The sequence below is a fragment of the Streptomyces sp. SID5464 genome (assembly GCF_009862985.1).
GTDB classification, from domain to species: Bacteria; Actinomycetota; Actinomycetes; order Streptomycetales; family Streptomycetaceae; genus Streptomyces; species Streptomyces chartreusis_D.
Genome location: NZ_WWIQ01000077.1, coordinates 46,376 through 58,361, shown reverse-complemented (window position 1 = coordinate 58,361; position 11,986 = coordinate 46,376). Strand labels below are relative to the sequence as shown.

Annotated in this window: 10 protein-coding genes and 1 pseudogene; 7 read left to right on the top strand and 4 right to left on the bottom strand. The window is 71.6% G+C overall.

Annotation, left to right across the window (positions count from 1 at the left end):
- The first annotated feature begins 97 nt into the window (after positions 1-97).
- The 5 genes from gcvH to GTY47_RS38980 all read left to right on the top strand — a co-directional run bounded on the left by gcvH (position 98) and on the right by GTY47_RS38980 (position 6,546).
- On the top strand, positions 98-475 hold the full coding sequence (gene gcvH / locus GTY47_RS39000) for a glycine cleavage system protein GcvH (RefSeq protein ID WP_010041753.1): 378 nt from the start codon (positions 98-100) through the stop codon (positions 473-475).
- A gap of 14 nt (positions 476-489) precedes the next feature.
- Positions 490-1,764: a serine hydroxymethyltransferase gene (gene glyA, locus GTY47_RS38995; RefSeq protein ID WP_010041751.1), complete on the top strand. Its 1,275-nt coding sequence runs from the start codon at positions 490-492 to the stop codon at positions 1,762-1,764.
- A gap of 82 nt (positions 1,765-1,846) precedes the next feature.
- Complete coding sequence (locus GTY47_RS38990) at positions 1,847-3,214, top strand: L-serine ammonia-lyase (protein WP_010041749.1); 1,368 nt, start codon at positions 1,847-1,849, stop codon at positions 3,212-3,214.
- A 196-nt stretch (positions 3,215-3,410) separates the two neighbouring features.
- Positions 3,411-3,968, top strand: a complete 558-nt coding sequence (locus GTY47_RS38985; protein ID WP_010041747.1) for a glycoside hydrolase family 25 protein — start codon at positions 3,411-3,413, stop codon at positions 3,966-3,968.
- Positions 3,969-4,083: 115 nt separating this feature from the next.
- Entirely contained in the window at positions 4,084-6,546 is a 2,463-nt protein-coding gene (locus tag GTY47_RS38980; RefSeq protein WP_010041745.1) for a SpoIIE family protein phosphatase, read from the top strand.
- Between the two features lie 34 nt (positions 6,547-6,580).
- On the opposite strand, the pseudogene GTY47_RS38975 reads toward GTY47_RS38980, so the two are convergent.
- Positions 6,581-7,273 (bottom strand): annotated as a pseudogene (locus GTY47_RS38975) (NAD(P)-binding domain-containing protein); the annotation flags it as partial.
- A 49-nt stretch (positions 7,274-7,322) separates the two neighbouring features.
- Positions 7,323-8,015, bottom strand: a complete 693-nt coding sequence (locus GTY47_RS38970) for an FCD domain-containing protein (protein WP_010041738.1) — start codon at positions 8,013-8,015, stop codon at positions 7,323-7,325.
- A 195-nt stretch (positions 8,016-8,210) separates the two neighbouring features.
- On the opposite strand from GTY47_RS38970, the gene GTY47_RS38965 reads away from it, so the two are divergent.
- Both GTY47_RS38965 and GTY47_RS38960 read left to right on the top strand, forming a co-directional pair.
- A complete protein-coding gene (locus GTY47_RS38965; RefSeq protein WP_010041735.1) occupies positions 8,211-9,923 on the top strand; it encodes a 2-isopropylmalate synthase in 1,713 nt (570 codons plus the stop codon).
- Positions 9,920-10,711, top strand: coding sequence for an ATP-binding cassette domain-containing protein (locus tag GTY47_RS38960; protein WP_010041733.1), 792 nt, complete (start codon positions 9,920-9,922; stop codon positions 10,709-10,711). Before GTY47_RS38965 ends, GTY47_RS38960 begins: the two co-directional genes overlap by 4 nt.
- 66 nt (positions 10,712-10,777) lie before the next feature.
- On the opposite strand, the gene GTY47_RS38955 is transcribed toward GTY47_RS38960, so the two are convergent.
- The gene (locus GTY47_RS38955) at positions 10,778-10,990 is read right to left on the bottom strand and encodes an EF-hand domain-containing protein (RefSeq protein ID WP_010041731.1); all 213 of its coding nucleotides are present in this window, start codon (positions 10,988-10,990) and stop codon (positions 10,778-10,780) included.
- A gap of 61 nt (positions 10,991-11,051) precedes the next feature.
- Entirely contained in the window at positions 11,052-11,966 is a 915-nt protein-coding gene (locus tag GTY47_RS38950; protein WP_010041728.1) for a MerR family transcriptional regulator, read from the bottom strand.
- Positions 11,967-11,986 lie beyond the last annotated feature (20 nt).

Genomic DNA, 11,986 nt, shown 5'->3' with positions numbered 1-11,986 from the left:
GGCCGGAGGGCCGCGGCACCGCCTCGTGCCCGTCGTCCCAGCTCACCAGCAGTCCCCCCTTCCACAGCACTCCCGCGCGTACAGGAGAATCCAGGCCATGAGCAACCCCCAGCAGCTGCGTTACAGCAAGGAGCACGAGTGGCTGTCGGCCGCCGAGGACGGCGTCTCGACGGTCGGCATCACGGAGCACGCGGCCAACGCGCTCGGCGATGTCGTGTTCGTCCAGCTTCCCGAGGTCGGCGACTCCGTGTCCGCCGGCGAGACCTGCGGCGAGCTGGAGTCGACCAAGTCGGTGTCCGACCTCTACTCCCCCGTGTCCGGTGAGGTCACCGAGGTCAACGAGGACGTGGTGAACGACCCGTCGCTGGTGAACTCGGCCCCCTTCGAGGGCGGCTGGCTGTTCAAGGTGCGGGTCACGGACGAGCCGGGCGACCTGCTCTCCGCCGACGAGTACACCGCGTTCTCCGCCGGCTGAGGAGTCGTAGCCGTATGTCCGTCCTGAACACACCCCTGCACGAGCTCGACCCGGCCGTGGCCGCCGCGGTCGACGCCGAGCTGCACCGGCAGCAGTCCACGCTGGAGATGATCGCCTCGGAGAACTTCGCTCCGGTCGCGGTCATGGAGGCGCAGGGCTCGGTCCTCACCAACAAGTACGCCGAGGGTTACCCGGGCCGCCGCTACTACGGCGGCTGCGAGCACGTCGACGTGGTCGAGCAGATCGCGATCGACCGCGTCAAGGAGCTGTTCGGCGCCGAGCACGCCAACGTCCAGCCGCACTCGGGCGCCCAGGCCAACGCCGCCGCGATGTTCGCGCTGCTCAAGCCGGGCGACACCATCATGGGTCTGGACCTCGCGCACGGCGGGCACCTGACCCACGGCATGAAGATCAACTTCTCCGGCAAGCTCTACGACGTCGTCGCCTACCACGTGGGCGAGGCCGGCCGGGTCGACATGGCCGAGGTCGAGCGGCTGGCGAAGGAGTCCAGGCCCAAGCTGATCGTCGCGGGCTGGTCGGCCTACCCGCGGCAGCTGGACTTCGCCGCGTTCCGCCGGATCGCGGACGAGGTCGGCGCGTACCTGATGGTCGACATGGCGCACTTCGCCGGGCTCGTCGCGGCGGGGCTGCACCCGAACCCGGTGCCGCACGCGCACGTGGTGACCACGACCACCCACAAGACGCTGGGCGGCCCGCGCGGCGGTGTGATCCTCTCCACGGCCGAGCTCACCAAGAAGATCAACTCCGCTGTCTTCCCCGGTCAGCAGGGCGGTCCGCTGGAGCACGTGATCGCGGCCAAGGCGGTCGCCTTCAAGGTCGCGGCCTCGGAGGACTTCAAGGAGCGCCAGCGCCGTACGCTGGAGGGTGCCCGCATCCTGGCCGAGCGTCTGGTGAAGGACGACGTCCGGGCCGTGGGTGTGGACGTCCTGTCCGGCGGCACGGACGTGCACCTGGTCCTGGTCGACCTGCGCCACTCGGAGCTGGACGGTCGGCAGGCCGAGGACCGCCTCCACGAGGTGGGCATCACGGTCAACCGGAACGCGATCCCGAACGACCCGCGCCCGCCGATGGTGACGTCGGGTCTGCGGATCGGCACGCCGGCCCTGGCGACCCGGGGCTTCGACGCCGAGGACTTCGCGGAGGTCGCGGACGTCATCGCCGAGGCGCTGAAGCCGTCCTACGACGCCGAGGCGCTCAAGGCCCGGGTGAAGGCCCTGGCCGACAAGCACCCGCTGTACCCGGGTCCGCACACGGGTTCGCACTCATAACGAAGAAACCTTTCAGGGTGCCCCGTTCCGCGTGGGCGGGGCGCCCTGCCCCCTCGCACCACCCCCGTAGTCAGGAGTCCCCGTGGCCATCTCGGTCTTCGACCTGTTCTCGATCGGCATCGGCCCGTCCAGCTCCCACACCGTGGGTCCGATGCGCGCGGCCCGGATGTTCGCCCGGCGGCTGCGCAACGAGGAACTGCTCGCCCCGACCGCGAAGGTCCGCGCCGAGCTGTACGGCTCCCTCGGCGCCACCGGCCACGGCCACGGCACGCCCAAGGCGGTGCTGCTCGGCCTGGAGGGCGACTCGCCGCGCACGGTGGACGTGGAGACGGCCGACGAACGGGTGGAGACGATCAAGGCCGCCGGCCGGCTGAGGCTGCTGGGCGAGCACGAGATCGCGTTCTCCTACGACGACGACATGGTCCTGCACCGTCGCAAGGCCCTGCCGTACCACGCGAACGGCATGACCCTGTGGGCGTACGACTCCTCGGGCGCGGAGCTGCTGACGAAGACGTACTACTCGGTCGGCGGCGGCTTCGTCGTCGACGAGGAAGCGGTCGGCGCCGACCGCATCAAGCTCGACGACACCGTGCTGAAGTACCCCTTCCGCACGGGCGACGAGCTGCTGCGCATGGCCCAGGAGACCGGCCTGTCCATCTCGGCGCTGATGCTGGAGAACGAGCGCGCCTGGCGCACCGAGGAGGAGATCCGCGCCGGTCTGCTGGAGATCTGGCGGGTGATGGAGGCGTGCGTGGCACGCGGCATGTCCCGCGAGGGCATCCTGCCGGGCGGTCTGAAGGTACGCCGCAGGGCCGCGAACACCGCCCGCAAACTGCGCTCCGAGGGCGACCCGAAGGCCCTCGCCATGGAGTGGATCACCCTCTACGCGATGGCGGTCAACGAGGAGAACGCGGCCGGGGGCAGGGTCGTCACGGCGCCGACGAACGGCGCGGCCGGCATCATCCCGGCCGTCCTGCACTACTACGTCAACTTCGTGCCGGGCGCCGACGAGGAGGGCGTGGTCCGCTTCCTGCTCGCCGCGGGCGCGATCGGCATGCTCTTCAAGGAGAACGCGTCCATCTCCGGCGCCGAGGTCGGCTGCCAGGGCGAGGTCGGCTCGGCCTGCTCGATGGCGGCGGGCGCGCTGGCCGAGGTCCTCGGCGGTTCTCCGGAACAGGTCGAGAACGCCGCCGAGATCGGCATGGAGCACAACCTCGGCCTCACCTGCGACCCGGTCGGCGGCCTGGTCCAGATCCCGTGCATCGAGCGCAACGGCATGGCCGCGGTGAAGGCCGTCACGGCCGCGCGCATGGCGATGCGGGGCGACGGCTCCCACAAGGTGTCCCTGGACAAGGTCATCAAGACGATGAAGGACACCGGCGCGGACATGTCGGTGAAGTACAAGGAGACGGCCCGGGGCGGGCTGGCGGTGAACATCATCGAGTGCTGAAGTCGCTGGTTCCCGCCGGAACCCCTGTGCGACGTTTTTTCGAGTGTCCGTCAGGTGGTCGGATCAGACGTCACCGCTCACGGTGACGCACCCCGCCGCCCGTCGAAGTTGACATTCCCACGTCAGTGCGGAAGAGGCCGTGTCATGGTGGTGAACACAACTCCCCTCCCCCCACCAGCACTTCAGGGAGCCTCCCATGCTGCGCGGCATCGACGTGAGCGCCTACCAGTCCTCCTCCTACGACACCGACGGCCTGTCCTTCGTCTTCGTCAAGGCGACCGAGGGTCGTTCCTACGTCAACCCCAGACTCGCCGCCCAGACGAGACGCGCCCGGGACCACGGGCTGGTCGTCGGCTTCTACCACTTCCTCTGGCCCGGCAACCTCGGCGCCCAGGCCGAGTACTTCGTCAGCAAGGCCCCGGACCGGCCGGGGGACATCCTCGCCGTCGACTGGGAGACGACCAGTGACGGAACGCACGCGAGCAACGCGGAGAAGGACCTGTTCATCCGGAAGCTGAAGGATCTCCGGCCGGACAACCAGGTCGTCCTCTACGCCAACCGCGACTTCTGGCTCAACGTCGACACGACCTCCTACGCGGGCGACGGCCTGTGGATCGCCGACTACGTCAGCGCGGGCAAGCCCCGCATCAAGGCGAAGTGGCGCTTCCACCAGTACACGGACGACCCGCTGGACAAGAACGTGGCCGACTTCGCGAGCAAGGCGGCACTGCGGGAGTGGGCGGAGGACGCCTGATCGAGAACCGTGCGCGGGCCCCCGCGCCGCCCTGGTACCGCAGCATGCGCATCAGGGCCCGAGCGGGAACATACTTGCCTTTAGAGGTGAGACCTTGCCTTCAGAGGTGAGACCCATGGCGCCTGTGCGAGATGAATTCGACGCGTCTCCGCCCGCAGAACCGCGCGATCTCCTCGATGCGTCCCACGACGCGGTCGCGCTGGTGTCCACGGCCGGCCGGGTGATCGGCTGGACGCGGGGCGCCGAAGCGCTCCTCGGCCACTCCGGTGCGGAGGTGGTCGGGCGCCCCGCCGCGAACCTGCTGGCGATGCCCGGGGACCCGGTACGCGTGGCCCGTATCGCGGAGCGGTGCCGCGCGGGAATGGGCTGGAGCGGCCGGGTCTCGGTGTGGCGCCGCGACGGCGGCCCTGTCGAGGTCGGCCTGCGCGTGTCCGGGTCCTTTCACGTCGGCGAGGACGAGTGTTTTCTGATCTCGGCACGGGAGGAGCGGCAGCAGTGGACCATGGGCCAGTCCGTCCTCGACGGCTTCCTGACCCGCTCACCGGTCGGCATGGCGGTGATGGATCTGGACCTGCGCTACGTCTGGCTGAACGACACCCTGGAACGCTTCGGCGGCGTACCACGTGAGCAGCGCCTGGGACGCCGTCTGGGCGAGCTGCTTCCGGGACTGCAGGCGGAGACCCTCGAGGGCGTGATGCGCAAGGTGCTCACGACCGGCGTCCCGGTCACCGACTACGAGTACATGGGATGGAGTTGGGCGGACCCGCACCGTCAGCACGCCTACTCCACCTCGTTCTTCCCGTTGGTGGACGCCGGCGACTCCGTCACCGGGCTGTGTTACATGGTCATGGACGTCACCGAGCGCTGGAACGCCCGCCGGCTGCTGGCGCTGGTCAGCGAAGCCGGCACCAGCATCGGCAGGACGCTGGACGTGATGCGCACGGCGCAGGAACTCGCCGACTTCGCTGTTCCCCGCTTCGCCGACTTCGTCATCGTCGACCTTCTCGAACCGGTCCTGACCGGGGAGGGCCAGGGGCTCTGGTTGCCCGACGCCGGGCCGGCCCCGGCCCGGCCGGTGATGCGCCGGGCCGGAATGAGCTCCGTGCGACAGGGCTGCCCGGAGGCCGTCGCACAGATAGGGGACAAGGTCGACTTCGTTCCCCCGCCGCACGACGCGAACCTGCTCGTCGACGGCGAACCGATCTTCATCCCCGTTCTCGACCCGAGCGATCGCCTGTGGACCACCGAGCAGCCGGCCAGGGCCGCCAGCATCCGCGAGTTCGGCCTGCACTCCCTCATCTCCGTGCCGATGCGGGCGCGCGACACCGTCCTCGGTCTCGCCACGTTCACACGATCGCTGAATCCCACCTCGTTCCAGCAGGACGACGTGCTGCTGGCTCGGGAGCTGGTGGCGCGGGCGGCGCTGTGCGTCGACAACGCCCGCCGCTACACCCGGGAACACACGGCGGCGGTCACGTTGCAGCGCAGCCTGCTGCCCCATGCCCTGACGGGTGGAACAGCGCTGGAGGTGGCCTCCCACTACCTGCCGGCAGACGCGTCGGACGGGGTCGGCGGCGACTGGTTCGACGTGATCCCGCTGTCCGGCGCCCGTGTGGGACTGGTCATCGGTGATGTGGTCGGCCACGGCCTCACCGCGGCGGCGACGATGGGCCGGTTGCGCACCGCCGTACAGACCCTCGCGGACATGGACATGCCCCCCGATGAGCTGCTGGCTCACCTCGACGACCTGGTGCTGCGGCTGAGCGAGGAGCGGACCACCGACCGGACGGCCGACCAGACCATCACGGCCTTCCTCGGAGCGACCTGTCTGTACGCCGTCTACGACCCGGTGACACAGCGGTGCACGCTGGCCCGGGCCGGCCATCCGCCCCCGGTCCTCGTCACTCCGGACGGGCGCGTCTCCTTCCCGGAGCTCCCCGCCGGGCCTCCGCTCGGGCTGGGCGGGATGGCCTTCGAGGCCACCGAGATCGAGCTCCCCGAGAACAGCGTCTTCGGCCTCTATACCGACGGCCTCGTCGAAGGGACCGACCGCGACATCGAGCGCGGCATGTCCCGTCTCGGGCACCTGCTGTGCTCGCCCGGCTCCGACCTGGAAACGCTGTGCGCGGACGCGGTGCGCCAGCTCGTTCCCGTGCCGCAGCCCGACGACGTCGCCCTCCTGCTCGCCCGCACCCACGCCCTGGGCCCCGATCGGGTCGCCTCCTGGGACGTGCCGCTGGACCCGGCCGTCGTCGGTGACGTCCGGGCCGGCGCGACGCGTCAGGTCGAGGCGTGGCACTGTCAGGAGCTGGCCATGACGACGGAGCTCATCGTGAGCGAGCTCGTCACCAACGCGATCCGCTACGCCTCGGGCCCCGTACGCCTGCGACTGCTCCGTGACGCCCGCCTGACCTGCGAGGTCGCCGACGGCAGCAGTACGGCTCCGCGTCTGAGGCATGCCCGCAGCACGGACGAAGGCGGCCGCGGGCTCTTCCTCGTGGCTCAGCTCTCCCATCGCTGGGGTGCTCGGTACACACCCGGAGGAAAGATCATCTGGGCCGAGCAGGAGATCCCGTGACCGCCTCGGCCTTCCCCCGAGCACGCGGTTCGTCCTAGCCGCTGAACTCCGGCGTGCGTTCCGGGGACGCCTCGGCCAGGGCCTTGGTGACCGCCTCGACGCCGCCGCGCAGGCCGTAGACCGGGGTGCCGGGCTGCTGGCGCCAGGAGTCGTCGAGTCCGCCCGCGTCGACGGTGTCGAAGCCCAGTTCGTCGATCAGGTCGCGTACCGTGCGCTTGGCGGCCTCGTCGTCACCGGCCACCGGGAGGGCGATGCGGCCGGGGTCGCCGGCCGGGAGCGGGCGGTCCAGGATGTCCTGGGCGTACGTGCCGTTGAAGGCCTTGATCACGGGGTGGCCGAGCCGGCGTTCCGTCCAGCGGCTCTCGGTGAGTCCCTCGTCCTCGATCGCGGCGATCCTGCCGTCCCGCTGCCGGGGGTAGTAGTTGCCGGTGTCGATGACCGCGACGCCGTCGGCCGCCTCGTCGAACAGGCCGGAGGGCAGGTCCGGGACCGCCTTGAGCGGGATGGTGACGACGACGATCTCGGCGCCGCGCGGTGCCTCCTCGACCGTCACGGGCCTGGCGCCGGTCTCCTCCGCGAGCGCGGCCAGCGTGTGCGGGCCCCGGGAGTTGGCGACGGACACGTCGTGACCGAGGGCGGTGAGCCGCCGGGTCAGGTTGCCGCCGATGTTGCCCGCTCCGATGATGCCGATCTTCATGTCCTCGCCTCGCCCTTCCAGGGGTCGGTAGCGTCTGGCCCAGCCTTCGTGGTCAGGGTCAACTCCGGGGGACGAGGGGCTATTCCGGCTTCGGGGAGGGTGCGAACGGGTCCTCCAGTTCCCCGCGCAGCACCTCCGCCGCCCGCTCCGCGTCCCCGTCGGCCACCGCCCGGACGAGTGCCTCGTGCGCCTGGTCGCCGGTGTCCGGGTCGTCGGCGCGCAGGCCGGTCAGGGACAGCAGCTCGATCAGGCCCTCGCGCAGGACGGGGCTGAACTCGGCGAACAGGTCGGCGAGCACCGGGTTGTGGGCGGCGGCGATCACGGCGGCGTGGAAGGCGATGTCCGCGTCGACGAAGGCGGCGTCGTCGGCCGTGCCGGCGGCGCGGCGGCCCTCCAGCGCGGCCCGGAGCGCCGTGACGTCCTCGGGGGTGCGGCGGCGCGCGGCGAGCCGGGCCGCGTGCACCTCGATCGCCATCCGGACCTCGTAGACGTCGGTCACGGCGGCCCGGCGCAGCCGGGTCGGCCAGTCCTCGACCGGCTCGGTCGCGATGACGAACACGCCGGCGCCCTGACGGGGTTGGACCAGCCCGGCTCCGGCGAGCGCGCGCAGCGCCTCGCGGACGGTGGAGCGGCCCACGCCCAGTTCCTTCGCCAGCGTCGTCTCACCGGGCAGCCGGGTGCCGACCGGCCATGCGCCGCCGGCGATCTGCTCGCGCAGCCGGGCGGCGGCCTGCTCGACCAGGGGGCTGGGGCGGACGGCGCCTAGCGGCATGTGGTTCACCAACTTGTCTGAGGAGTGGGAGGTTTCCACTTGTCTGAGGACCTGAGTGGTGGATAGCGTACTGCGCATGATCTTCCGTGGTCTTCTTCTCGGCTGCCGCGGCGGGGCCTGACGCGACCGGCACCCCGCCGCGGGGCGCCGTGCTGCCGGTCACCGTCCGACCGAGCCGGAAGGCCACAGCCGACGATGACCACCACCCCTGCCCCGGTCTGGAACCCCCAGCGCCCGGGCCCCATGCCCTTCCACCGCTACCGTCCCTTTCAGGAGCGCGTGCACGTGCCCGCCGCGGACCGCGACTGGCCCGCCGCCCGGATCGAGCGCGCTCCCCTCTGGGTCCCCGTCGACCTGCGCGACGGCAACCAGGCCCTCGCCGAGCCGATGGACACGCCCCGCAAGCGCCGCTTCTTCGACCTGCTGACCGGCATGGGCTTCAAGGAGATCGAGGTCGGCTACCCCTCGGCGAGCCGCACCGACTTCGACTTCGTACGGCACCTGGTGACCTCCGGTGCCGTACCGGACGATGTCACGCCCGTCGTGTTCACCCCGGCCCGCCGGGACCTGATCGACCGCACCTTCGAGGCGATCGAGGGGCTGCCGAGGGCTGTCGTGCACCTGTACATCGCGACCTCGCCGGTGTGGCGGGACGTCGTCCTCAGGCGGGGCCGGGCCGAGGTGTGGCGGACCGTGCGGGAGGCCGCCGAGCACATGGCCCGCCGGGCGGACCGGGCCTCCTGCGTCCGCTTCCAGTTCTCCCCGGAGACCTTCAACCTGACCGAGCCGGACTTCGTCCTGGAACTGTGCGACGGGCTGACCGGGCTGTGGGACGCGAGCCCGGACCGGCCGGTCACCCACAACCTCCCGGCGACCGTGGAGATCGCGACACCGAACGTCTACGCCGACCAGATCGAGTACGTGCACCGCCACCTGTCCCGCCGCGACAGCGTGATCCTGTCCGTGCACCCGCACAACGACCGCGGCACCGGCGTGGCCTGCGCCGAACTGGCCGTGCTGGCCGGTGCCCAGCGCGTCGAGGGCTGCCTGTTCGGCAACGGGGAGCGCACCGGCAACGTCGACCTGGTGACCCTGGCGCTCAACCTCTACGCCCAGGGCGTCGACCCGATGATCGACTTCCGTGACATCGACACCGTCAGGGAGACGGTCGAGCACTGCAACCGGCTGCCCGTGCACCCGCGCCACCCGTACGCCGGGGAGCTCGTCCACACCGCCTTCTCGGGCACGCACCAGGACGCGATCAGCAAGGGACTGGCCCGGCACGCCGAGCTGGCCCGGGAGCTGGGCGTGCCCGAGCGGCGGGCGCCCTGGTCGGTGCCGTACCTGCCGATCGACCCGGCCGACGTGGGCCGCTCCTACGAGGCGGTGATCCGCGTCAACTCGCAGTCGGGCAAGGGCGGCACGGCCTATCTGCTGCGCACCCACCACGGCGTCGACCTCCCCGCGCGCATGCGGCCGGACTTCTCCCGGACCGTGCAGGAGGCGACGGACGACAGCGGGCGGGAGATGACGGCGAAGGAGCTGTACGCGCTGTTCCGGGCGACGTATCTGGTGGAGGACGGGGAGGTGGCGCTGGAGGCCTGGTCCGTGCACCGGGACGAGGCCGGCGGCCATCGCTTCGTGTGCACGCTGCGCACCGGCGACCGTACCGGCGACTACGAGGGCACCGGCACCGGCCCGGTCTCCGCGTTCGTCGACGCGCTGGCCGGCGCCGGGATCACCGTCGACGTCCTCGACTTCTGCGAGCGGACCGGCGACGAGGGCACCGACGCCTTCGCCGAGTGCCGAGCCGGGGGCAGGACGAGCTGGGGCGCGGGCCGGGACTCCTCGGCCCTGGGCGCCTCGGTCCGGGCGGTGCTGTCCGCGGTGAACAGGGCGCTGCGGTGACGCCGGTCGTCCTGCGCGCCGAGGACGTCCACGTCGTACGCGACGGCCGGCCGATCCTTCAGGAGGTGTCGCTGACCGTCCGGGCCGGTGAGCACTGGGCGCTGCTCGGCGCGAACGGCGCGGGCAAGTCGACCCTGCTCCGCCTGCTCGGCGCGCTCGTGCACCCGACCCGGGGCTCCGTGGAGGTGCTGGGCCACCGGCTGGGCCGGGTCGACCTGCGGGAGCTGCGCGCGCACGTCGGGCATGTCGACCCGCGGCATCCGCTCACCTCGCCGCTGCCGGTACGGGACGTCGTCCTGACCGGCCTGACCAACTCGGTGGAGCCGCTGCCCCGGTGGCTTCCGGCGCCGGAGCAGCGGGAGCGGGCGGACCGGCTGATCCGGACGCTGGGGCTGGCCGAGCACCGTGAGGCGCGCTGGCCCACACTCTCCCAGGGGCAGCGCGGCCGGGCCCTGATCGCCCGGGCCCTCATGCCCGAGCCCCGGCTGCTGCTCCTGGACGAGCCGGCCACCGGCCTGGACCTGCCGGGCCGGGAGCAGCTGATCGGGGCGCTCGGGGAGCTGCGCCGGGAGCATCCGCACCTGGCGACGGTCCTGGTCACCCACCACCTGGAGGAGCTGCCTGCCCACACCACGCACGCCCTGCTGCTGCGCGAGGGGCGTCCGCTGGCGGGCGGCCCGGTCGCCGGAGTGCTGACCGCCGACCAGCTCGGCAAGTGCTTCGACCTGCCACTGGTGCTGGAGCGGCACGACGGCCGCTGGAGCGTGCGCACGGCTCGGCGGGCATGACGTGGGGGCCCGGTCCGTCCGCGGACGGACCGGGCCCCCACGCCTCGCAGCGCCGGAGCGCCGGCGTCACTTGTTCAGGTAGGCCCAGAACTCGTCGAAGCTCAGCCTCTTGTCGCCGTCGAGGTCGCGGGTCTTGATGACGACCTCGGCGACCGACTCGGTGACGTTCCAGTCACCGGACCGGGCCAGGGCGGTCTTGAACTCGGCAGCGGTGATGAATCCGTCACCGTCCGTATCGATCCGCTCGAACTGCTTGCGTGCTTCCTCGATGTCCGCCACCGATCCGCCCCTACTCTCGTGTTCCGCGCCGTGCAGACGCGCCTTGCTGACGCAGGTCAGATTAGCTGCCCGTGTGTGCCTCCAGCGCGGCGACCACCCAGGCGAACTCCTCGCGGTACGCCGCCTCGGGCCCGGCTCCCTTCACGACGGCGAGCAACTCGCGGTAGCGGGCGACCCGGTGGGTGGCGTGCGACCGCAGCCGGTCCAGCACCGCGCCGGGGTCGGCGTCGCCCAGCAGCTCGCGCAGCACCTCGGCGGCCTCCGGCGAGTCGGGGGCGATGCCCCGCTCGCGGGCCCGGGCGCCCAGTTGCACGAGCCGCCGGGAGAACCACAGGGAGGTCCCGGCGGGTGTGTCATGACCGCGGTCGGCCGCGTTGAACTCGGCGACCTTGCGCATCTCGGCCCTGAAGTCCGGGTCCTGGAGCATCTCGGCCAGCTCCAGCCAGGCGTCCACCTGCTGGGGTGTCGGTTCCTCGGGCAGGTCGGCGGCGGTGTTCCGCATGCGTTCGCGGATCATCGGGTCGGCCGTGTCCAGCCCGTGGAACACCTCGTCCACGAACTCCTCCACGATGCGCCGCCGTTCGGCCGCCGACAGCCGTGCCAGTCTGTTCACGAGCGTCATCTCCTCCGCGTCCGAACCACGTTGCGCCACGGTCGACAGCACCGCACGGGCCACCTTGAGCGACCGGATCTGCGCGTCCAGTGCGACCACGTGCGCCGCGGCGACCTGCGCGACGGTCGTCTCGCCGGCCAGCACCCGGCGGACGTCCGCCAGGCCGAGGCCGAGTTCGCGCAGGGTCCGGATCAGCTCCAGACGCGCCACGGACGCGGCGTCGTACAGCCGGTAGCCGCCCACGGACCGGGCCACCGGGGGCAGCGCGCCCTCGTCGGACCAGTACCGGATGGTGCGCACGGTCAGTCCGGTGACCCGGGCCAGTTCCCCGATGGTGAGCAGTCCGGTGCCGTCGTCGGTCATGTCCGCGAGTCTGGACCTTC